This is a genomic window from Bradyrhizobium sp. HKCCYLS3013, assembly GCF_051167615.1.
Classification (GTDB): Bacteria; Pseudomonadota; Alphaproteobacteria; order Rhizobiales; family Xanthobacteraceae; genus Bradyrhizobium.
Genome location: NZ_JBNPTK010000011.1, coordinates 226,952 through 248,294 on the forward strand (window position 1 = coordinate 226,952; position 21,343 = coordinate 248,294).

The 21,343-nt window shown below is 67.4% G+C and carries 19 protein-coding genes; 12 read left to right on the forward strand and 7 right to left on the reverse strand.

Translation table 11 applies throughout. The annotated features are described in order from the left end of the window. Positions 1-5: 5 nt before the first annotated feature. Both ACQR1F_RS20920 and ACQR1F_RS20925 read right to left on the reverse strand, forming a co-directional pair. Positions 6-653, reverse strand: a complete 648-nt coding sequence (locus tag ACQR1F_RS20920; RefSeq protein WP_434913751.1) for a Vgb family protein — start codon at positions 651-653, stop codon at positions 6-8. A 32-nt stretch (positions 654-685) separates the two neighbouring features. Beyond that, a complete protein-coding gene (locus tag ACQR1F_RS20925; RefSeq protein WP_434913752.1) occupies positions 686-1,906 on the reverse strand; it encodes a helix-turn-helix domain-containing protein in 1,221 nt (406 codons plus the stop codon). A gap of 86 nt (positions 1,907-1,992) precedes the next feature. Between ACQR1F_RS20925 and ACQR1F_RS20930 the strand changes: the two genes are divergently transcribed. Continuing rightward, the gene (locus tag ACQR1F_RS20930; protein WP_434913753.1) at positions 1,993-2,754 is read left to right on the forward strand and encodes a DUF899 domain-containing protein; all 762 of its coding nucleotides are present in this window, start codon (positions 1,993-1,995) and stop codon (positions 2,752-2,754) included. A gap of 11 nt (positions 2,755-2,765) precedes the next feature. Beyond that, complete coding sequence (locus ACQR1F_RS20935) at positions 2,766-3,032, forward strand: hypothetical protein (RefSeq protein ID WP_315803420.1); 267 nt, start codon at positions 2,766-2,768, stop codon at positions 3,030-3,032. 316 nt (positions 3,033-3,348) lie between these two features. Here the strand turns inward: ACQR1F_RS20935 and ACQR1F_RS20940 are convergent, their stop codons facing one another. The 5 genes from ACQR1F_RS20940 to ACQR1F_RS20960 all read right to left on the reverse strand — a co-directional run bounded on the left by ACQR1F_RS20940 (position 3,349) and on the right by ACQR1F_RS20960 (position 8,325). Further along, positions 3,349-4,134 carry an ABC transporter ATP-binding protein gene (locus tag ACQR1F_RS20940; protein ID WP_434913754.1) on the reverse strand — a complete coding sequence of 262 codons (786 nt, stop codon included), beginning with the start codon at positions 4,132-4,134 and terminating at the stop codon, positions 3,349-3,351. Then, complete coding sequence (locus ACQR1F_RS20945) at positions 4,131-4,904, reverse strand: ABC transporter permease (protein WP_434913775.1); 774 nt, start codon at positions 4,902-4,904, stop codon at positions 4,131-4,133. Before ACQR1F_RS20945 ends, ACQR1F_RS20940 begins: the two co-directional genes overlap by 4 nt. A gap of 256 nt (positions 4,905-5,160) precedes the next feature. Beyond that, complete coding sequence (locus ACQR1F_RS20950) at positions 5,161-6,105, reverse strand: ABC transporter substrate-binding protein (RefSeq protein WP_316182453.1); 945 nt, start codon at positions 6,103-6,105, stop codon at positions 5,161-5,163. A gap of 127 nt (positions 6,106-6,232) precedes the next feature. Beyond that, positions 6,233-6,970, reverse strand: a complete 738-nt coding sequence (hutC, locus tag ACQR1F_RS20955) for a histidine utilization repressor (protein WP_315803423.1) — start codon at positions 6,968-6,970, stop codon at positions 6,233-6,235. Beyond that, a complete protein-coding gene (locus tag ACQR1F_RS20960) occupies positions 6,967-8,325 on the reverse strand; it encodes a formimidoylglutamate deiminase (protein WP_315803424.1) in 1,359 nt (452 codons plus the stop codon). The genes hutC and ACQR1F_RS20960 overlap by 4 nt, the downstream gene beginning before the upstream one ends. 88 nt (positions 8,326-8,413) lie before the next feature. Between ACQR1F_RS20960 and hutI the strand changes: the two genes are divergently transcribed. From hutI to ACQR1F_RS21010, 10 genes are all read left to right on the forward strand, one after another. Then, entirely contained in the window at positions 8,414-9,628 is a 1,215-nt protein-coding gene (gene hutI / locus ACQR1F_RS20965; protein WP_316182455.1) for an imidazolonepropionase, read from the forward strand. Then, positions 9,625-11,172: a histidine ammonia-lyase gene (hutH, locus tag ACQR1F_RS20970; protein WP_316182457.1), complete on the forward strand. Its 1,548-nt coding sequence runs from the start codon at positions 9,625-9,627 to the stop codon at positions 11,170-11,172. The genes hutI and hutH overlap by 4 nt, the downstream gene beginning before the upstream one ends. Before the next feature lie 9 nt (positions 11,173-11,181). Then, positions 11,182-12,852: a urocanate hydratase gene (gene hutU, locus ACQR1F_RS20975; RefSeq protein WP_434887204.1), complete on the forward strand. Its 1,671-nt coding sequence runs from the start codon at positions 11,182-11,184 to the stop codon at positions 12,850-12,852. A gap of 85 nt (positions 12,853-12,937) precedes the next feature. Beyond that, positions 12,938-13,984, forward strand: coding sequence for a magnesium chelatase ATPase subunit I (bchI, locus tag ACQR1F_RS20980; RefSeq protein WP_434913755.1), 1,047 nt, complete (start codon positions 12,938-12,940; stop codon positions 13,982-13,984). Next, positions 13,981-15,723, forward strand: a complete 1,743-nt coding sequence (locus tag ACQR1F_RS20985; protein ID WP_434913756.1) for a magnesium chelatase subunit D — start codon at positions 13,981-13,983, stop codon at positions 15,721-15,723. Before bchI ends, ACQR1F_RS20985 begins: the two co-directional genes overlap by 4 nt. A gap of 136 nt (positions 15,724-15,859) precedes the next feature. Then, positions 15,860-16,828, forward strand: a complete 969-nt coding sequence (locus ACQR1F_RS20990; protein WP_434913757.1) for an alpha/beta fold hydrolase — start codon at positions 15,860-15,862, stop codon at positions 16,826-16,828. A gap of 33 nt (positions 16,829-16,861) precedes the next feature. After that, positions 16,862-17,767: an alpha/beta fold hydrolase BchO gene (gene bchO, locus ACQR1F_RS20995; protein WP_434900121.1), complete on the forward strand. Its 906-nt coding sequence runs from the start codon at positions 16,862-16,864 to the stop codon at positions 17,765-17,767. 52 nt (positions 17,768-17,819) lie between these two features. After that, positions 17,820-19,358, forward strand: a complete 1,539-nt coding sequence (locus ACQR1F_RS21000; RefSeq protein WP_434913758.1) for a phytoene desaturase — start codon at positions 17,820-17,822, stop codon at positions 19,356-19,358. Then, the gene (locus tag ACQR1F_RS21005; protein ID WP_434913759.1) at positions 19,355-20,395 is read left to right on the forward strand and encodes a phytoene/squalene synthase family protein; all 1,041 of its coding nucleotides are present in this window, start codon (positions 19,355-19,357) and stop codon (positions 20,393-20,395) included. Before ACQR1F_RS21000 ends, ACQR1F_RS21005 begins: the two co-directional genes overlap by 4 nt. Positions 20,396-20,512: 117 nt before the next feature. After that, positions 20,513-20,656 (forward strand): hypothetical protein, encoded by a 144-nt coding sequence (locus ACQR1F_RS21010; protein ID WP_315803434.1) that lies wholly within the window; start codon positions 20,513-20,515, stop codon positions 20,654-20,656. Positions 20,657-21,343 lie beyond the last annotated feature (687 nt).

Below are 21,343 nucleotides of genomic sequence, written 5' to 3' on the forward strand. Positions count from 1 at the left end.
GCGGCTCACCCTCGCGCCCGCTTCGGCCGCCTGATCGCGCGCACCTTGCCGCTGTCGCCGCCGCCGCAATACAGGGTCTCTTCGCCGTCGGATTCCATGCCGGAGACGCCGGTGCCGGCGGGCATGTCGAGCTGGTCGAGCACCTCGCCGGTGGCGGGATCGATGCGCCTGATGTCGCTGACGTCGTCCTCCCAGGTGCCGTGCCAGAGCTCGCCGTCGACCCAGGTGACGCCGGTGACGAAGCGCGTGCACGGAATGCTGCGCAGGATCTTTCCGGTCGCAGGGTCGATCTGGTGGATCTTGCGATCGCGATAGGCGCCGACCCAGAGCGATCCCTCCGCCCAGGCAAGTCCGGAGTCGCCGCCACCCGAGGGCGCCGGGATGGTCGCGAGCACGCGGCCGTCGTCGGGATCGACCTTGTGAATGCGATCTTCCGCGATCTGATAGAGATGCCGGCCATCGAACGCCGTGCCGGCGTGAGAGGGGAGATCGATGGACGTCCTCCGCACCGTGCCGTCAGCGGGATCGAACGCCTTGATGCTGCTGCCGGTCGCGATCCACACCTGCCGGCCGTCATAGCTGACGCCGTTGACGCGCTCGGCGCCGTCGAAGGGGCCGTACTCGCGAGTGATCTCCGCGGCTGCTCGTGTCATGTCTGCCATCCTCTGCTTCCGATGGACCCACGCTAGTCGAGCGACGACCACGCGGGGAGTAACAACGCCGTCGCGAATTCCGGCACGACCGGACAGGTCCAGCGTTGCGCGCGGCCGCGGCCGAACGACTGCACCTTCCCAGACGATGCGAGTTCGTCGAGGGCACGCTGCACCGTTCGCTGGCTTGCGCCCAGCGCCAGCGCGAGGCCGGAGCTCGACCAGGCCTCGCCATCGGCAAGGCAGGCGAGCACGGTGGCGTTGTCGTCCTCGATCGGCTGCGCCAGCACGACGACCTCGCGATCGTCACACGGCACCAGGGCGAAGCCGTCGCGCGTGGCATGGATCTCGGCGAGGCCTTGGAGCAACTGGCGCAGCCGTCCGATCTCGACGCGCAGGCGCGCGCGGTGCGACCCGTCGGCCTCCTTGCCGCGGAACGCATGCGCGATCAGCTCGGCCCGCGGCACGTCGTCGGGCGCTCCCTGGGCCAGTCGCCGGGCGAGTGCAAACAGCACCGGGCGCCGCGCCAGCGGCACGATCTGGCTCGCCTGGCGTACCGCCAGGCGGCAGGCATCGATGATCAGCCGGTCCGACCGCAACAGCCGCTCGACGTCGTCGAGCTGCAGCAGGCGTTCCTCGCCACGCCGGATCATCCGCGCCGCCGGTGCCGACAGCGCCGACGAGGCCCGCTCGATCTCCGCCCGGAGCTCGGGAATGCGGGCCTGCTGCGCCGACCGCGCGGCGCGTTCGAGCGCCGATCGCGCGGTCTTCGTTTGCAGCCGGCGCAAGGCCAGTCCGGCCACGATCAGTTCGTAGATCGTGCGGGCCGCCGGCAGCAGTGGCGAGGGATCGAGATCGGCGAGGCCACGCTCGGCGTCATCGAGGTGCCCGACCAGCACCATGCGCCTGATCTCGAGGCTGCGCGCATAGGCAGCGTTGGCGCGGTCGCCGTGCTGCTCCAGGGTCTCGCGCGCGGCCGCGAGCGACTTCGTCGGCCAGCCGAGGTCGCGCGCTGCAAGGGCGATCTCGGCCTCGGCGACGGCGCAGCGGGCGCGGGCCAGAACCGCCTTGGGACCGAAGCTTCGCGCGGCCTGCCGGAGCAGCGCCTTCGCGCGCCCGAAATCGCCAAGCCGCGCCATCGCGATGCCGCGCAGCGCCAGCGCCGGGGGATCATCGCGCAACGCGACCCGGTTCAATGCGCCGAGCGGATCGCCCGCGGCGAGCGCCTGCGCCGCCGCCGAGATCAGCGAGTCCATGCAAATCCCGCCATACTTGTCACTCCCGGTCGCTCTCCTGCCGATCCTAGTCTGAGCTGCGGTCAACACGCAAAAGGATGACGACCATGACCATGCATATCACCGGAACGCGCGAAGATTGGTTGAAGGCCCGGCTCGACCTGCTGCAAGCCGAGAAGGAACTCACCCGCCGCAGCGACGAGGTGGCGGAACGCCGCCAGGCCCTGCCATGGGTGCGCGTCGACAAGGCCTATCGCTTCGACACCGAGGACGGGCCGGCGACGCTGCCAGACCTATTCAAGGGCCGCTCGCAGCTGCTCGTCTATCACTTCATGTTCGGCCCCGATTTCCAGGTCGGCTGCCCATCCTGCTCGATGATCGCCGATGGCTTCAACGGCTTCCAGGTCCATCTCGCCAATCACGACGTGATGCTGTGGGCGGTGTCGCGCGCACCATTAGCGAAACTGAAAGCCTACAAGGCGCGCATGGGCTGGAGCTTCCCCTGGGCGTCATCGGCGAGCAGCGACTTCAATTTCGACTTCAACGTCGCGATCACCGAGGAGCAGCAGCGCCAGGGCGGCAGCGAGTACAATTATCGCACCAGTCCCCCGCTCGGGGCGTCCGATGTGCCGGCGATGGTGGCGGAGATTGCCGCCGGCGCCGGGACCGACGGCGCGACCTTCATGCGCGACCGGCCGGGCATGAGCGCCTTCGTCCTCGAGGATGGTGTCGTCTATCACACCTATTCGAGCTATGCCCGCGGCCTCGACGGCCTCTGGGGCGCCTATCAATGGCTCGATCGCGCGCCCAAGGGGCGCAACGAGCAGGGCGTCTGGTGGCGGCGCCACGACGAATACGGCAGACGCTAAGGAGCAGAGCCATGGCGTTCTTCCCGACCAGGATGCGCGTGATGCCCGACATCGCCAATGGTCTCCGCTACGCTGCGGCGCCGACCTTCGCGCTGATGGCGGTGCTGAACGCCATGGCCCGCGACGGCCGATCAGACGTGATCTGCTCGGCCATGCCGGCGGGTGCGCCGCTCGGCGACATGACCGTGATGTATCTCCTGATGAGCGCGTTCCATCTGGTGCCGTGGTTGAAGCGAATTGGAGGAAGCCTCCATAGGAATCGATGCGATGTGAGCTGATCGTCGACGCAGCAGTGAGCTATGCAGCTAAGAGTGTCCTTGCGGAGAGAGACCCTCACCCAAGCGAGTGTATGGATGAGCCGGCGATGCCCTCTCCCACAAGGGGCGAGGGCACTGCATTGTGCAGTCTTGCCGCGGCCCCAATTGGAACGCGTCGCTCGAGATCGCTTCAAGCGCGGTGGCCACTACTGCGCCCTCCCCTTGTGGGAGAGGGCATGTACGACAGAGCGGCAAACGCGCTTGGGTGGGGGTCTGTCTCCGCGATCCCGCTCGCAGAGGCGGCGCTGAGCGAGGCCACTTAGCTGGCGGCCACTTCTCACGCCTCCGCCGCCACCTTCAGCGCTTCCGCGCGAATTTCTTCCACCAGCCGCTCCTTGAGCGCGACGAATTCCGGCGAGGTCTTGACCTTGTAGGAGCGCGGATGCGGCAGCTCGATCTTGATGTCGGCCTTGATGCGGCCGGGCCGCGCGCTCATCACCAGCACGCGGCTGCCAAGGAAGATCGCCTCCTCGATGTCGTGGGTCACGAACAGCACCGTCTTCTGGTCGCGCTCCCAGATGCCGAGCAGCATCTCCTGCATCAGCACGCGCGTCTGGTTGTCGAGCGCACCGAACGGCTCGTCGAGCAGCAGGATCTTCGGATCATTGGCGAGCGCGCGGGCGATCGCGCAGCGCTGCTGCATGCCGCCGGAGAGCTGCTTGGGCCAGTGGTTCTCAAAACCCTTGAGGCCGATCTGCTGGATGAAGCGGTCGGCGATCGCGTTGCGTTCACTCTCCGGCACGCCGCGTTCGCGCAGGCCAAAGGCGATGTTCTCGCGCACGGTGAGCCAGGGAAACAGCGTGTAGGACTGGAACACCATGCCGCGATCGGCGCCGGGCCCTGTCACTTCACGGCCATCGAGCAGCACCTTGCCGCTGGTCGGATGATCGAGCCCGGCGACGATGCGCAGCAAGGTCGACTTGCCGCAGCCGGAGGGCCCCAGGATCGTGACGAAGTCGTTGTTGCCGATCGTGAGTTCGACCGGCTCCAGCGCGCGCGTCGGCGCATGTCCCCGGCGGGCCGGGAAGATGCGCGTGACGTTGTCGATGACGAGCGTGGTCATGCCAGCTTCCACGGGAACAGCCAGGCGTTGAACGCCTTGAACAGGAAGTCCGAGATCAGCCCGATCAGGCCGATGACGATGATGCCGAAGATGATCTGCCCGGTGTTGAGCAGCGCCTGGCTGTCGGTGATCATGTGGCCGATGCCGGAGGACGAGCCGATCAGCTCGGCGACGATGACGTAGGTCCAGGCCCAGCCCAGCACGAGCCGCAGGATCTCGGCGATCTCAGGGGCCGCTGACGGCAGCAGCACCCGGCCGATGATGCCGCGATCGCTGGCACCGAGCGTATAGGCGGCTTCGACGAGATCGCGCCGCGTGTTGCCGACGGTCACCGTGATCATCAGGATGATCTGGAACACCGAGCCGATGAAGATGATCAGCAGCTTCTGCAGTTCGCCGATGCCGGCCCACAGGATCAGCAGCGGAATGAAGGCCGATGCCGGCAGATAGCGGGCGAACGAGACGAACGGCTCCAGGAACGCCTCGACCGGCTTGTAGGCGCCCATGAGCAGGCCCAGCGGAATGGCGATCACGGCCGCTAGCACGAAGCCGCCGACGACGCGCCAGACCGTCATGCCGATATCGTAGAGGAAGCCGAACTTGACCAGCAGATCCCAGCCCTCGTGCAGCATGCTCAAGGGATCGGCCAGGAAGGTCTTCGGCACGTAGCCGCCGAACGTCGCCAACGCCCACGCCGCGACGAACACGACGAAAAAGGCGAGGCCGAGCGCTGTTCTGGACCGGGCGCTGACGGGATCGAGAGGACGGATCACGGATCGGGCTTTCGGGTTGGATGCGGCCCGCGAGGTGACGCGGGCTGCGGATGGTGACCTCGAATGAGTGGGCTCAGGGGGCGGCGCCAATGCTGCGCACGATGCATCAAGCTCGTCATTGCGAGGAGCGAAGCGACGAAGCAATCCAGGGTCTCACCCTGGGCCCAGGATTGCTTCCGCCTTCGCTCTACGAGCTTCGGCGGACACGTCGCTTCGCTCGCAATGACGAAGTCACCCAGATCGCGCTTCGAGTCTACTTGATGAAGCTCGCATCATAGAGATCCTCGATCTTCGGGATCTGCTTGATGATGCCGACCTCGAGCAGGAGCTCGGCCGCGTCCTTGTTGAAGGTCTTGAACTCGGTCTCGAAGAACTTCTGGCTCGCAGCCTTGTCCTGCCAGCGCAGATATTTGGCGGAATTGCCGAACTGATCGGCCGTCTGCTTCACGTCCGCGCCCATGATCTCATAGGCCTTGGCCTGGTCCTTGGCGATCAGGTCGAGCGCCTCGAAATAGCTGTCGGCGAGCGCCTTGGCGGCCTTCGGGTTCTCGGACAGGAATTTCGGCGTGCAGCCGAACGTGTCCATCACCATCGGATAGTCGAGCGTGGTGGCGATGATCTTGCCCTTGTCGGGGGCGGCGCGGACCGTCGAGAGATACGGCTCGTAGGTCATCGCGGCGTCGTTCTGGCCGGCGACGAAAGCCTGCGCGGCCGGGCCCGGCTCCATGTTGACGACGGTGACGTCCTTGATGCTCAGGCCGTTCTTCTTGAGCATCCAGGCCAGCCCGAAATAGGGCGAGGTGCCGGGCGCGGACGCCGCGATCGTCTTGCCCTTCAGGTCCTTGATCGAGGCGATGTCGTTACGCACGGCCATGCCGTCGGCGCCGTAGCTCTTGTCGAGCTGGAAGATCTGCTTGGTGGCGACGCCATTGGCGTTCCATGAGATCCAGGTCTCGACCGTCGTCGCCGCGCACTGCACGTCGCCGGCGGCAATGGCGAGGTGGCGATCCTTCTGCGGGATCTTCTTGATGGTGACGTCGAGCCCGTTCTTCTTGAAGATGCCGGCCTCCTTCGCCAGCGTCAGCGGTGCGAAACCGGTCCAGCCGGAAATGCCGACGCCGACCTTGACGTCGTCGGCGTAGGCGGTCGTCGAGGCCAGGAGCGCGGCCGTTACTGCGAGAAGCCCTAGTCTGCGCATCGTCATCGTCCTTTGCTGTGAGAGGAAGCTTGTCGTGCGGCTCGCAGCCGTGATGGCTGCGATCTCCGCTTGTCTTTGCATGCGTGCTTGCAAATCCCGTGCTCAGATCGGGCGCGCATGAGCCGTCTCATTCGCTGCCCCTGAATCGTGCTACCAGGCGGTGCTGCTCGCCGGGATAGATCAGCCTGACAGCCGTGAGCGGCTGCCCCTTGCGCCAGGTGTGGCGCTCGATCACGAGGCAGGGTGCGCCGGTCGCGATGTCGAGACCTTCGGCAATTGTATCGTCGGCGACGATGGCGCTGATCGCGTGCTCAGCCTCGGTCCAGGGCACGTGATGCAGCAGCCATGAGCCTGGCGGATCGATCTTGAAGTCGGCCTTGGCCGCATCGGGCACCGCGTCGAGATCGATCAGGCGATCCTCGATTGCGAACGGGACGTTGTCGGCGCTGTGCCGGCAGCGGATCGCAATCACCTTGCACGGTTTCTTGACGCCGAGCCGCTCGCGATCGGCAGCATTGGCCGTGCGGCGGGTCGAGGAGATCAACTGATAGCCGTAGGCGCGGCCGAGCGCGCCGATCTCGGCGCGGATGTCGGGGATCTTCAGCACCGCCGACAGGAATTGCGGACGCCGCACGAACGTGCCGGCGCGACGTCGTCGCTCGATCAGGTCGGCCTGGGCGAGCTCTGAGAGCGCCTTGTTCACGGTCATGCGCGAGCAGCCGTAGCGCGCCATGATCTCGTGCTCGAACGGGATACGATGTCCGGGCGGCCATTCGCCGGTGAGGATGCGGCGCTCGATGTCCTGGCGGATCGTCTTGTAGAGCGTGCCGGCGCCCGGCTTGACGCGATCCTCGGCGAGGCTCATGCGAGCAGCCTCCGCACCGCCGTGTTGAAGCCGCGCCGGGCGGCCTCGCGCGAACGATGATGGCCGCCCTGGACGACCTTGGCGCCGCTCGCCCAGACACAGTCGATGGCGTCGTGCGATGTCGCGAAGATCCAGCCGTCGAGCAGCGCATCCTGCGTCCGCCCCGCGAGCGAAGGATGCGACAGATCGAGCGTGACGATATCGGCACGGCCTCCGACCTGGAGCCCGGCGTTGGATTGCGCCAGCGCCTGAGCGCCGCCGGCGAGAGCGGCATCAAACAGCGTTCGGCCCGTCGACGCATGCGGGCCCGACGTCAGCACGTTGCGCTCGCGATGCGTCAGCCGCTGACCGTATTCGAGCTGGCGCAACTCGTCGCTGACGCCGACCAGCACGTTCGAGTCAGTGCCCACGCCAATGCGCCCGTGCGCGCGCAGATAGTCGCGCGCCGGGAAGATGCCGTCGCCGAGGCTGGCTTCGGTGATCGGGCAAAGGCCGGCCGTCGCGCCGCTCCGCGCGAGCGCCGCCGTTTCGTCGGCCGTCATGTGCGTGGCGTGGATCAGGCACCAGCGCGCATCGACGGTGTGGTGATCGAGCAGCCATTGCACCGGACGCCGGCTCGACCAGGCGAGGCATTCCTCGACCTCTTTGACCTGCTCGGCGGCATGGATGTGGATCGGGCCGCCGTCCGCGAGCGGCAGCAGCGCGCTCAACTCATCCGGTGCGACAGCGCGCAGGCTGTGCGGCGCGATGCCGAGATTGGCGCCGGGGAGCGCGCTGATCGCCTTGCGGGAGGCCGTCAGCAGCTTTGCGAACTGATCGACATCGCAGATGAAGCGCCGCTGGCCGTCATGCGGCGCCGCGCCGCCGAAGCCGCCGTGCGCATAGAAGCTCGGCAGCAGCGTCAGGCCGATTCCGGATGTCTGGGCAGCCGCGGCGATGCGCACCGCCATCTCGGCGATATCGGCGTAAGGCGTGCCGTCGCGATCGTGGTGCAGATAATGGAATTCGCCGACCCGCGTGAAGCCGCGCTCGAGCATCTCGACATAGAGCAGCGTCGCGACCGCCTCGACATCCTCGGGACGCATCGACAGCGCGAAGCGGTACATCGTCTCGCGCCACGTCCAGAACGTGTCGGTGGAATGTCCGCTGACCTCGGCAAGCCCGGCCATGCCGCGCTGGAACGCGTGGCTGTGCAGACTGGCGATGCCGGGGATCGCGACCTCGTGTTGCTCGTCTTCGGAGGTCGGAGGCACGCCCGCCGAGACCTGCGCGATCGCGCCGTTGCTGATGACGACCTGCACGTCCTCGGCCCAACCCGTGGGCAGAAGCGCGGATGCGAAGTGCAGTGACGCCATGTTTGATAAGCCCGCTGGACAGAACGGCGGAAGCGAGTTTATGTATAGACATATCGCCCGTCAAGCTTTCGTGAAGGTGGGAGGCAACATGGCCGAGCGTTTCGACCGGATCTGGCGCAATGCGCGGCTGGCAACGCTGCGCGAGAGCGCGGCTGGTCTTGGCGTGATCGAGCAGGGCGTGGTCGCTGCCCGCGACGGCCGCATCGTCTTTGCTGGTCCGCAATCGGATTTCCCGGCCGATGCCGACGCGCCCGAGCAGATCGACTGCGATGGCCGCTGGATCACGCCAGGCCTCGTCGACTGCCACACGCATCTTATTTATGGCGGCGACCGCGCCCATGAGTTCGAGCTAAGACTGGCCGGTGCGAGCTACGAGGAGATCGCGCGTGCGGGCGGTGGCATCGTGTCCACGGTGGCGGCGACGCGCGCCGCAACCGAAGAGAAGCTGATCGCCGGCGCGCTGCCGCGACTGGACGCGTTGCTCGCCGAAGGCGTCACCACGATCGAGATCAAGTCCGGCTACGGCCTGGAGACCGCGACCGAGCTGCGGCAATTGTCTGCAGCCCGCGCGCTCGGCGGCAGGCGGCCCGTCTCCGTGCGCACCAGCTTTCTCGGCGCTCATGCGCTGCCGGTCGAAGCGGATGGCGACAAGGATCGCTATATCGATCTCGTCTGCAACGAGATGCTGCCGGCCGTCGCCAAGTCCGGGCTCGCTGATGCCGTCGATGCCTTCATGGAGACCATCGCCTTCTCAGCGGCGCAGACGACGCGTGTCTTTGCCGCGGCCAAGATGCACGGCCTGCCGGTCAAGCTACATGCCGATCAGCTTTCCAATCTCGGCGGCGCGGCGCTTGCGGCCGAGTTCGGCGCGTTGTCGGCCGATCATCTCGAGCATACCGACGAGGCTGGCGCGGCCGCGATGGCCCGGAGCGGCACTGTCGCCGTGCTGCTGCCCGGCGCGTTCTATTTCATCCGCGAGACGCAGAAGCCGCCAGTCGATCTGTTCCGCAAGCACGGCGCGAAACTCGCGCTCGCGACCGACTGCAATCCCGGCTCGTCTCCGCTGACATCCTTGTTGCTGGCCATGAACATGGCGGCGACGCTGTTCCGGATGACCGTCGACGAATGCATCGCCGGCGTGACGCGCGAAGGCGCGCGTGCCTTGGGCGTATTGGGCGAGACCGGCACGCTCGAAGCCGGCAAGCGGTGCGATCTGGCGATATGGGACATCGGCCGTCCTGCTGAACTCGTCTATCGCATGGGCTTCAATCCCCTTCATCAGCGCGTCTGGAGAGGGCGATGAGCACGATCGTTGCGGCGCCCGGCCGCGTCAGTCTCGACGACCTCGCGCACGTCTACGCGGGCGGGCCGCTTGCGCTCGATCCATCCTATTGGCCGCGTGTTGACGCTGCCGCGGCCATCGTCGCCAAGGCGGCGCAGGGCGCCGAGCCGGTCTATGGTATCAACACCGGCTTCGGCAAACTTGCCTCGAAACGCATCCCGCCGGAGCAGACCGCACAGCTCCAGCGCAACCTGATCCTGTCGCATTGCTGTGGTGTCGGGCCCGCCACGCCAGAGCCGGTCGTGCGGCTGATGATAGCGCTTAAAATCATCTCGCTCGGCCGCGGCGCCTCTGGCGTGCGCCGCGAGATCATCGAGCAATTGCAGGCGATGCTGGCGCAGGGTGTGTGTCCGTTTGTGCCACAGCAGGGCTCGGTCGGTGCGTCAGGCGATCTCGCGCCGCTCGCGCATATGACGGCGGTCATGATCGGGGAAGGCCAGGCCTTTCTTGACGGCCGGCTGGTGCCCGGGCGCAAGGCGCTCGCGTGTGCCGGACTTGCGCCGGTCACGCTCGGACCGAAGGAAGGGCTCGCGCTCATCAACGGCACGCAGTTCTCGACGGCCTATGCGCTCGCCGGCCTTTTCCGCGCGCATGATCTGCTCGACGCGGCGCTGGTGACGGGCGCGCTGTCGGTCGATGCCGCGATGGCCTCGACCGCGCCGTTCCGTCCCGAGATCCAGGCGCTGCGCGGCCATCCCGGTCAGATCGCGGCCGGCCGCGTTCTGACCGTGCTGCTCGACGGCAGCGATATCCGCTTATCGCATCTCGAAGGCGACGAGCGCGTGCAGGATCCGTATTGCCTGCGGTGCCAGCCGCAGGTCGCCGGCGCGGCGCTCGATCTGCTCACCCAGGCGGCGCGCACGCTCGTCACTGAAGCCAACGCCGTCACCGACAATCCGCTGGTGCTGGTCGAGACCGGCGAGATCATCTCGGGCGGTAATTTCCACGCCGAGCCGGTGGCGTTTGCCGCCGATCAGATCGCGCTGGCGCTGTCCGAGCTCGGCGCGATCAGCGAGCGGCGCATCGCGACGCTGGTCGACCCCGCGCTGAATTTCGGCCTGCCGCCGTTCCTGACGCCGGAGCCCGGACTCAATTCCGGTTTCATGATCGCGGAGGTGACGGCGGCAGCGCTATTTGCCGAGAACAAGCAGCGTGCGCTGCCCTGCTCGATCGACTCCACGCCGACCAGTGCCAATCAGGAAGATCACGTCTCGATGGCCGCGCACGCGGCGCGGCGGCTGCACGACATGGCAGACAATCTCGCTGCGATCATCGGCATCGAGCTGCTCGTCGCCGCCCAAGGCATCGAGCTGCGAGCGCCGCACAGTACCAGCGCGGCGCTGTCTGCTGTCATTGCCGCGCTTCGCGCGCATGTGCCGGCGCTGGAGCACGACCGCTACATGGCCGACGATCTCGCCAAGGCCACCGCGCTTGTCAGCGGCGGTGTGCTGGCCGGGGCTGCGACGCATGCACTCGGACGCGATCCGTTCCCCAAACTTGGATGAGAGGGACCCATGAACCGACGCCTGGACAATGAACGGGTGATCCGCGCGCCCCATGGCAGCGAGATCAGCGCCAAGAGCTGGCTCACCGAAGCGCCGCTGCGCATGCTGATGAACAATCTCGATCCTGACGTGGCCGAGAAGCCCAGCGAACTGATCGTCTATGGCGGCATCGGCCGCGCCGCGCGCGACTGGGACAGCTTTGATCGCATCGTTGCCTCCTTGCGCAAGCTCGAAGCCGATCAGACGCTTGTCGTGCAGTCCGGCAAGCCGGTCGGCATCTTTCGTACGCACCCGGACGCGCCGCGCGTGCTGATCGCCAACTCCAACATCGTGCCGCATTGGGCGACGCTCGATCACTTCAACGCGCTCGATAAAATGGGCCTGATGATGTACGGCCAGATGACGGCGGGGTCCTGGATCTACATCGGCAGCCAGGGCATCGTGCAGGGCACCTACGAGACGTTCGTCGAGGTCGGCCGTCGCCACTATAAAGGCGATCTCGCCGGCAAATGGATTCTGACTGCTGGCCTTGGTGGCATGGGCGGCGCGCAGCCGCTGGCAGCCACGATGGCCGGTGCGTCGATGCTCGCCGTCGAATGCCAGCCGAGCCGCATCGAGATGCGGCTGCGCACCGGCTATCTCGATCGCCAGGCCGCCTCGCTCGACGAGGCCCTGGCGCTCATGGCCGAGGCTGCCAACACCAAGAAGGCGGTGTCCGTCGGCCTGCTTGGCAACGCCGCCGAGATCTTCCCGGAGCTCGTGCGCCGCGGCGTCCGCCCCGACATCGTCACGGATCAGACCAGCGCGCACGATCCGATCAACGGCTATCTGCCGAAGGGTTGGACGCTCGCCGAATGGGAGGCCAAGCGCGCGTCTGATCCCAAGGCGGTCGAGCAGGCGTCGAAGACGTCGATGGTCGGCCACGTCCAGGCCATGCTGGATTTTCACGCCATGGGCATTCCGACGCTCGACTACGGCAACAACATCCGCCAGATGGCCAAGGACATGGGCCTCGCCAATGCGTTCGACTTTCCGGGCTTCGTGCCGGCCTATATCCGTCCGCTGTTCTGCCGCGGCATCGGCCCGTTCCGCTGGGCGGCTTTGTCCGGCGATCCCGAGGACATCTACAAGACGGACGCCAAGGTGAAGGAGCTGCTGCCCGACAACAAGCATCTGCACAACTGGCTCGACATGGCGAGGCAGCGCATCAAGTTCCAGGGCCTGCCGGCGCGGATCTGCTGGGTCGGGCTCGGCGACCGCCATCGCCTCGGGCTTGCCTTCAACGAGATGGTTGCCCGCGGCGAATTGAAGGCGCCGATCGTGATCGGCCGGGACCATCTCGATTCCGGCTCGGTGGCGAGTCCGAACCGCGAGACTGAGGCGATGAAGGACGGCTCCGACGCCGTGTCGGATTGGCCGCTGCTCAACGCACTGCTCAATTGTGCGAGCGGCGCCACCTGGGTGTCGCTGCATCATGGCGGCGGCGTCGGCATCGGCTATTCGCAGCATGCCGGCATGGTGATCGTCGCCGACGGCACGGCCGACGCCGCGCGGCGGCTGGAGCGCGTGCTGTGGAACGATCCGGCCACCGGCGTGATGCGCCACGCCGATGCCGGCTATGAGGACGCGATCGCCTGCGCCGACGCCAATGGTCTCGATCTGCCGAGCCTCGCTCGTTGAAGCGCTGATGGGTTGAAGAGCGGCCCCTGATTGTGGTCTCATGCTGGCAACGCGGCGGGAACGCGTCGCGGCGCAGGGGACGCTCATGGGAATCGCCTTTCCGTTCTCGGCCATCGTCGGCCAGGACGAGATGAAGCTGGCGCTGATGATCGCTGCCGTCGATCCGAAGGTTGGCGGCGTGCTGGCCTTTGGCGATCGCGGCGCCGGAAAATCCACCGCGGTGCGCGCGCTCGCCGCGCTCTTGCCGCCGATGAGCGCCGTGATCGGCTGTCCCTATCAATGCGATCCGGCCGACGTCGCCGCGCAATGCGCCGCGTGCCGCGCGCGCTCCAAGCCGAGCGGCAAGGCGAAAAAGCCGGTGGCGTTGAAGGCGCATCAGGTGCCGGTTCCGGTCATCGACCTGCCGCTCGGGGCCACCGAGGACCGCGTCGTCGGCGCGCTCGATCTGGAGCGTGCGCTGGCTCATGGCGAGAAATCGTTCGAGCCGGGATTGCTGGCGCGCGCCAATCGCGGCTTTCTCTATATCGACGAGGTCAATCTGCTGGAGGATCATCTCGTCGATCTCCTGCTCGACGTCGCCGCCTCCGGCGAGAACGTCGTCGAGCGCGATGGCCTCAGCATCCGCCATCCGGCGCGCGTGGTGCTGGTCGGGACCGGTAATCCGGAGGAGGGGGAGCTGCGGCCGCAACTGCTCGATCGCTTCGGTCTCTCGGTCGAGGTCAAGACGCCCGCTGATCTGCCGACGCGCATCGAGGTGATCAAGCGGCGTGACGCGTTCGAGACAAATCCCACGGCGTTCGTCGGGCATTGGGAGAAGGAGGAGGCCAAGCAGCGCAAGCGCATCCTGGCCGCGCGCGAGCACATCGGCTCGGTGAAAGTCGCCGATCGCGAGCTGGAGCAGGCGGCGCGGCTGTGCATGGCGCTCGGCACCGATGGCCTGCGCGGCGAGCTCACCTTGATGCGTGCGGCGCGCGCCGCGGCGGCGCTGGACGGCGTTAAGGCGGTCGATGACGGCCATCTCAAGACGGTGGCGCCGATGGCGCTGCGGCACCGCCTCAGGCGCAATCCGCTCGACGATTCCGGCTCGTCGGTGCGCGTCGAGCGCGCGCTCAATGAGCTGTTCGCATCGTGAGCGACGGCGCCGCGATCTGGGCCGATGCGATGATCGCGGCTGCGCTGGCGGCGATCGATCCGGCGGCTGCGTCGGTGCTGTTGCGTGCGGGCGCCGGCCCGGTGCGCGATCAGTGGCTCGATCTGTTGCACGAATTGATGCCGTCGTCGACGCCTTTGCGCAAGCTGCCGCCGTCGATCTCCGACGATCGCCTGCTTGGCGGCATCGATCTTGCCGCGACCTTGCAGGCGGGGCGGCCGGTGCTGCAACGTGGGCTGCTCGCCGATGCCGATGGCGGCGGGCTGATCGCCGTGATGGCCGAGCGCATGTCGCAGTCGACGGTCGCACATCTCTGTGTTGCCCTCGACACCGGGGCTATCAGCATCGAGCGCGATGGCATGTCGCTGCGCGCGCCGGCTCGGCTCGGACTGATTGCGCTCGACGAGGGCATCGGTGATGAGCGCGTGTCGCCTGCCTTGGCCGACCGCCTGGCCTGCCATCTCGATCTCAGCAAAGTTGCGCGCGTCGATCTCGGCGAGAGCCTGTTCGACTCGTCCGACATCGCAGCAGCGCGTGCGCTGCTGCCGCAGGTCCGTTTGCCGGACGAGGCGATCGCGGCGCTGACGACGACGGCCTGTGCGCTCGGCATCGACTCGCTGCGCGCGCCGTTGGTCGCCTGTCGCGTCGCGCGCATCGCAGCGGCGCTTGATGGCAAGGTCGAAGTCGCAGACTCGCACGTCGCCTGCGCCGCGCGGCTGGTGCTGGCGCCGCGCGCCACCCGGCTGCCTGCAGCGGATGACGAGACCGAGAACAGCGAGGCGCCGGAGCCCGAGAATGAGTCGGCCGAGAGTGAGGACGACGACCGCAGCGAGAACGGTCCGCTCGAGGATCGCGTGCTCGAAGCGGCGCAGGCGGCCATTCCACTCGACCTGCTGAAGCGGCTGCAGGAGGAACGCGCGACCCGCGTCCGCAGCAGCAGCGTCAGCAAGCAGGGCACCGCTCAGAAGGCGTCGAAGCGCGGCCGTCCGATCGGCGCGCGACGCGGCGAATGGCGCGCCGGGGCGCGGCTCAACGTGCTCGAGACTCTTCGCGCGGCAGCGCCGTGGCAGCCGCTGCGGCGGCGGACGCAACGTTCCGGCAAGAGCGGCCGGCTGATCGTGCACAAGGACGACATTCGCATCACCCGCTTCAAGCAGCGCTCGGGCACCACGACGATCTTCGTCGTCGATGCCTCCGGCTCGTCGGCCTTGCAGCGGCTTGCGGAAGTGAAGGGCGCCGTCGAGCTGCTGCTGGCCGAATGCTACATTCGCCGCGACGAGGTCGCGCTGATCGCGTTCCGCGGCAGGAGCGCGGAGCTCCTGCTGCCGCCGACGCGCTCGCTGACGCGCGCCAAGCGCAGCCTCGCGGCGCTACCCGGCGGCGGCGGCACGCCGCTGTCGGCGGCGATCTTCGCCGCGACCGAGCTCGCGCTCGCCGTGAAGGCCAAGGGCCAGGCGCCGACCATCGTGCTGATGACCGACGGCCGGGCCAATGTCGCGCGCGATGGCGGCGGCCGCAGCGAGGCCGAGGCGGAGGCGCTGGTCGCTGCGAAGCAGCTCGCGCTGACCGGCATTCCGGTCGTGCTGGTCGATTCCTCGCCTCGCCCGCAGGACAAGGCCGCGCAGCTCGCCGGTGCGATGCAGGCGCGTTACGTCGCGCTGCCTCATGCCGATGCCGCACGGTTGTCGCAGGCCGTCATGGCGCAAGCCGGCCGCGGCTGACGGCGCTGGAACCCGCGGCGTCAAGCGGCGTTCCAACGGTGACTGACAAGAGGTTCGATCATCGCTATGATCGTCCCGGTCGGTCGGCAGCGGTGGACTCTGCTATCCGCAGGAAAAAGCCAGAGAGGAGCACGCCATGCAGGTCGCCTCGACCACACAGAGTGATCATGCCTCTGCTCCGGGTGTGGTCACGATGCCCCCGCCGTTGTCCGCGCCGCGCTTCGAACTTACGGATGCGCGCGTCGGACGCATCACCTGCTATGGCGATGGCCCGGCGGCGCCGGGCGATCGACGGCCGCTGTTGCTCATTCACAGCGTCAACGCCGCGGCGACGGCCTACGAGATGAAGCCGCTGTTCGAGCACTACCGCCAGACGCGTCCCGTCTATGCGCTCGATCTGCCGGGCTTCGGCCTGTCCGACCGTGCCGATCGCATCTACACACCGCGCATCATGACCGACGCGATCCTGCTCGCGGCCAACGAGATTCGCCGCCGTCATGGAGACGCCGCGATCGACGCCATCGCGCTGTCGCTCGGCTGCGAGTTCGCCGCGCGCGCCGGCACCGAGGCGCCGAACCTGTTTCGCACCTTGGCGCTGCTCAGCCCGACCGGCTTCGATCGCCGCGCCGAGGCCGCAGCCAAGACGGCTGGCAACAAGGACACGACCCGCGCCATGCCGTGGGTGCGCAATATCCTCAACGTCTCCCTGTGGAAGCACGGATTCTTCACCCTGCTGACCTCGCGCGCCAGCATTCGTTTTTTCCTGCAGAAGACCTTTGGTCGCAAGGACATCGACGAGGGCCTTTTGGAATACGACTACATCACCACGCACCAGCCCGGCGCCGAGAACGCGCCTTATTCCTTCGTCTCCGGCTATCTGTTCAGCGCCAACGCCGTGAAGCTCTATCAGGCACTGGCGATGCCCGTCTGGATGGTGCATGGCGTGCGCGGCGATTTCGTCGACTATCACGGCAAGCACGCCGTCGAGGCTCTGCCCAACTGGCGGATCGAGGTGATGCAGACCGGGGCGATGCCGCATTTCGAACAGCTTGATAAAGTCGTCGCCAGCTACGATGATTTCCTGGCGCGCGCGGCAGGTGGTTGATCCCGAGGGCCGCGTCCAACTCTGTGGGCCGGCATGAGCGACAAGCCGAACTGGAGCGTCGACGGCAGCGACTGGCCCAACCGGGTGGCCAGCCGCTTCGTCGAGGCCGCGGGCCTGCGCTGGCACGTTCAGATCATGGGCGAGGGGCCAGTCGCGCTGCTCGCCCACGGCACCGGAGCCGCGACCCATTCCTGGCGCGATCTCGCGCCGCTGCTCGCCAGGCACTTCACCGTCGTCGCGCCGGATCTCTCCGGCCACGGCTTCACCTCCACGCCGCATTGGCGGCGGCTGTCGCTCGACGGCATGTCGCGCGATCTCGCTGGCCTCTGCGAGAAGCTTGCGATCGCGCCTGAAATCGCGATCGGCCATTCCGCGGGCGCGGCGATCCTGACCCGCATGACGCTCGATGGCCTGATCACGCCGAAGCTGATCGTCAGCCTCAACGGCGCCTTTCTGCCGTTCGGCGGCGCGGCCGCGCAGTTCCTGTCGCCGCTCGCCAAGATGATGGCGCTCAATCCGCTGGTGCCGCGGCTGTTCGCCTGGCGGGGCCGCGATCCGGCGGCGGTGCATCGGCTGCTGAAGGGGACCGGCTCGACGATCGACGCGACAGGCGAGCGGCTGTATCGGCGGCTGGTCGGCAGCCCCGGCCATGTCGGCGCCGCGCTCGAGATGATGGCGAACTGGGACCTGCATCCGCTTGGGCGCGAGCTGCCGCGGTTGAAGACCGCGCTGCTTCTGGTCGCGGCCGCGCATGACCGTGCCATTCCGCCAGACGTAGCGCGTCGCGTCCAGCAATCGGTGCCTCAGGCGCAGCTCGAACTCATTGATGGCCTTGGTCATTTGGCCCATGAGGAGCAGCCGGCGAGGATCGCGGGCCTGATCGTCAATGCCGCCGAGCGCGCCGGCGTGCTCGCAGTGCAGCAGGAAATGTCAAACTAGATTGACATTTTTTGGCTAGCGAAAACGTCAGTTTCAATTTACGCTTTCGCCCATGCTCGACGTCTCCACCATCAAGGCCGCTGTCCCGGCTGCGCTCGGAGACCGGCCGCATGCGGTCGTGATCGGCTCCGGCTTCGGCGGCCTCGCCGCAGCGGTCCGGCTCGGTGCGCGCGGCTATCGCGTCACCGTCTACGAGCAGCTCGACGCGCCCGGCGGCCGCGCCTACGTGCATCGCCAGGACGGCTTCACCTTCGATGCCGGCCCGACCATCGTCACCGCGCCGTTCCTGTTCGAGGAGCTATGGCAGCTGTGCGGTCGGAGGATGTCCGACGACGTCACGCTCAAGCCGATCTCGCCGTTCTATCGCATCCGGTTCGACGACGGCACCGTGTTCGACTGCTCGGGCGACCCGGCCGAGATGCGCGCCGAGGTGGCGCGGCTGTCGCCCGGCGACGTCGACGGCTACGAGCGCTTCATGAAGGCGAGCGAGGCGATCTTCAGAAAGGGCTTCGAGGAGCTTGGCGACGTGCCGTTCCTGTCGTTGATGGACATGGCCAAGATCGCGCCGGCGATGATCAAGCTGCAGAGCTTTCGCTCGGTCTATGGCCTCGTCTCGCACTATGTCCGCGACGAGCGGCTGCGCATCATCCTCAGCTTCCATCCGCTGCTGATCGGCGGCAACCCGTTTACGACCACGTCGATCTACTGCCTGATCGCCTATCTCGAGCGACGCTGGGGCGTGCACTTTGCGATGGGGGGCACCGGCGCGCTCGTCGAGGGACTCGTCGACCTGATCGAGGGGCAGGGCGGTGCGGTGCGCTGTTCGACCCCCGTCGCGGAGATCACGACCAGGAACGGCGCCGCCACCGGCGTGCGACTCGCCTCCGGCGAGACGATCGCGGCCGACGTCGTCGTTTCCAATGGCTGCGCGGCCTGGACCTACAAGCATCTGCTGCCGAGCGTGCCGCGCCGGCGCTGGACCGATGCGCGCATCGACCGTGCGCGCTATTCGATGAGCCTGTTCGTCTGGTATTTCGGCACGAAGCGCCGCTACGACGACGTTCAGCATCACACCATCCTGCTCGGCCCGCGCTATCGCGAGCTGCTCGACGACATCTTCCGCCGCAAGGTCCTGGCGGATGATTTCAGCCTCTATCTGCACCGGCCGACCGCAACCGATCCGTCGCTGGCGCCCGACGGCTGCGATGCCTTCTACGTGCTGTCGCCGGTGCCGCATCAGGAGAGCGGCATCGACTGGTCGGCGACGGCCGAGCCGTTCCGCAAGCGGATCGAGACCGCGCTGAGCGACACGCTGCTGCCGGACCTTGCCGCCGAGATCGTCACGTCGCGGCTGCTGACGCCGGATGATTTCGAGCATCGCCTGTCGTCCTATCGCGGCGCGGCGTTCGGGCTCGAGCCGGTGCTGATGCAGAGCGCCTGGTTCCGGCCGCACAACAAGAGCGAAGAGGTCGAGCGGCTCTATCTGGTCGGCGCGGGCACCCATCCAGGCGCCGGCCTGCCGGGCGTGCTGTCCTCGGCGCGTGTGCTCGATGATCTCGTGCCCGCGCCGCATGAGCTGGAGCGGCGATGAGCTGGCAAACGGACATTGCGATCTGTCGGCGGATGTTGCGGGGCGGATCGAAGACGTTCTTTGCCGCCTCGAAAGTGCTGCCCCGCGGGGTCGGCGATCCCGCCGTCGCACTCTACGCGTTCTGCCGCGAGGCCGATGACGCGATCGACGGGCCCGGCCGCCGCGTCGACGCCGTCGAGCTGCTGCACGAACGGCTCGACCGGATCTATGATGGCACGCCGGACGACAGTCCCGTCGATCGCGCGCTGGCCGGCGTCGTGGCGCATTTCACGATTCCGCGCGCGCTGCCGGAGGCGCTGCTCGAAGGTCTCGCCTGGGACGCCCAGGGCCGTCGCTATGAGACCCTGAGCGACGTGCTCGCCTATGCCGTGCGCGTCGCCGGCACGGTCGGCGTGATGATGTCGCTCTTGATGAACCGGCGTGAGGCCGGGACGATCGGACGCGCCTGCGACCTCGGCATCGCCATGCAGCTCACCAACATTGCCCGCGATGTCGGCGAGGACGCGCGCGCTGGCCGGCTCTATCTGCCGCGGCAATGGCTGCGCGAGGCGGGCCTCGATATCGAGACCTGGCGTGCCGCGCCGTTCTTCGACGACCGCATCGGCCGGGTCACCGCGCGACTGCTCGCAGTCGCCGACGTGTTCTATGCGCGCGCTTCCGCAGGCATCGCCGATCTGCCGTGGAGTTGCCGGCCCGGCATCCATGCGGCGCGGCTGATCTATGCCGAGATCGGCCGCGAGGTCGCACGTGCCGAATTCGATTCGCTGTCGCGGCGCGCATTCGTCTCGATGCCGCGCAAGCTGCAGCTTCTCGGCAAGGCCGCGGTGATGTCGCTGCTGCAGGAGCAGCCGTCGCTGGCGCCGCCGCGGCCGGAGGCGCGCATTTTGATCGAGGCGGTCGTCGCGGCGGATGCGCAGCGCCCGCACGCGACCGCGCCACCGCGCCGGACTGTTCACGATCGCGCGCTGTGGGTGCTCGACCTGTTCGAGCGCCTGGAGCGACGCGATCAGTTGTTGCGCTCGGGGCGGTCGTCGTAGCGAGGCGAGGTCGTCGGCATGACGGTAAGGCGGCCGGCGCGGATTGCAGCGCTCGGAAAGTCGCGCGTGAGACGCTCAGATGCAGAAGGCCAAGGTCAGACCCGCGAGTGACGCGCCATGAGCGAGATGGGGGGCCTGCTCGAATTCGTCGTCGTCGCGATGTGCATCGCCGGCTGGCTCGTGCTCGAATGGCAGGGCCGTCGCCTCGACCGCCAGCGCGCCGAGCGCGAGGCCAGGGAGCGCGAAGCGGAGAAGCGGTAGGGTGGGGGGAGGCGGATTCACGTCTCAAACAGCGATCGACATAGCTTCGCGTTCTCGCGGCAGATGTTGCCCGAGCTTTGCGATCAGGTCGTCCCTCGCGAGAGTGCAGAGGGCGCAGGGAATGCCGGGTGAAGGCCTCACCCACGGCCCGCCTGCGAAAAAAATGCAGGCGGCAGGTACCACAGGCAAAGCCGAACACTCCGGCATTCCCTGCGCGACGGTCTTCACGCTTATACGCAGTCTCCCTGGTGCGCCGGGCTTGTTGGCCACCATCACCACGCGGCACATCAGCGCCATCGCGGCTTGATACCAGCGTCGGGGTATCAGGACGCTGCGATTTCACGTCCGCAGCAAAGCCGTTCGTCGGCGTGCCCGAAGACACGCTGCGGCTTCATCGCGGCCATCGCATCCCCACCTCGCGTGTCGTGACGATCGCGCGCAACGCCCCTCCGCGGTGAGGCGGGATGCGCGGAGATGATCATGATTTCAGAAAATACGCAAGAAGATTATTTTTTCCGGAAGTCAACTGAGGGCCGAGCTGGCGTTGATTACGGAAGGGCACAGTCGTGCCGGCAGATGCGGTGCGCTCCCTCTCCCCGTTCTTCACGGGGAGAGGGCTGGGGTGAGGGGCAGCGGCACGGGTGGTCTGCGAAGATGCAAAGCCGTTAGGCGCTGAGCGAAGCGGGA

Coding starts and splice junctions, on each gene's coding strand:
- ACQR1F_RS20950 (WP_316182453.1), bottom strand. CDS start 6,105: ATGCGCAGACTAGGGCTTCTCGCAGTAACGGCCGCGCTCCTGGCCTCG.
- ACQR1F_RS20940 (WP_434913754.1), bottom strand. CDS start 4,134: ATGACCACGCTCGTCATCGACAACGTCACGCGCATCTTCCCGGCCCGC.
- ACQR1F_RS21005 (WP_434913759.1), top strand. CDS start 19,355: ATGAGCTGGCAAACGGACATTGCGATCTGTCGGCGGATGTTGCGGGGC.
- ACQR1F_RS21000 (WP_434913758.1), top strand. CDS start 17,820: ATGCTCGACGTCTCCACCATCAAGGCCGCTGTCCCGGCTGCGCTCGGA.
- hutC (WP_315803423.1), bottom strand. CDS start 6,970: ATGAGCCTCGCCGAGGATCGCGTCAAGCCGGGCGCCGGCACGCTCTAC.
- ACQR1F_RS20925 (WP_434913752.1), bottom strand. CDS start 1,906: ATGGACTCGCTGATCTCGGCGGCGGCGCAGGCGCTCGCCGCGGGCGAT.
- bchI (WP_434913755.1), top strand. CDS start 12,938: ATGGGAATCGCCTTTCCGTTCTCGGCCATCGTCGGCCAGGACGAGATG.
- hutH (WP_316182457.1), top strand. CDS start 9,625: ATGAGCACGATCGTTGCGGCGCCCGGCCGCGTCAGTCTCGACGACCTC.
- ACQR1F_RS20920 (WP_434913751.1), bottom strand. CDS start 653: ATGACACGAGCAGCCGCGGAGATCACTCGCGAGTACGGCCCCTTCGAC.
- ACQR1F_RS20935 (WP_315803420.1), top strand. CDS start 2,766: ATGGCGTTCTTCCCGACCAGGATGCGCGTGATGCCCGACATCGCCAAT.
- ACQR1F_RS20990 (WP_434913757.1), top strand. CDS start 15,860: ATGCAGGTCGCCTCGACCACACAGAGTGATCATGCCTCTGCTCCGGGT.
- ACQR1F_RS21010 (WP_315803434.1), top strand. CDS start 20,513: ATGAGCGAGATGGGGGGCCTGCTCGAATTCGTCGTCGTCGCGATGTGC.
- ACQR1F_RS20960 (WP_315803424.1), bottom strand. CDS start 8,325: ATGGCGTCACTGCACTTCGCATCCGCGCTTCTGCCCACGGGTTGGGCC.
- bchO (WP_434900121.1), top strand. CDS start 16,862: ATGAGCGACAAGCCGAACTGGAGCGTCGACGGCAGCGACTGGCCCAAC.
- ACQR1F_RS20930 (WP_434913753.1), top strand. CDS start 1,993: ATGACCATGCATATCACCGGAACGCGCGAAGATTGGTTGAAGGCCCGG.
- hutU (WP_434887204.1), top strand. CDS start 11,182: ATGAACCGACGCCTGGACAATGAACGGGTGATCCGCGCGCCCCATGGC.
- hutI (WP_316182455.1), top strand. CDS start 8,414: ATGGCCGAGCGTTTCGACCGGATCTGGCGCAATGCGCGGCTGGCAACG.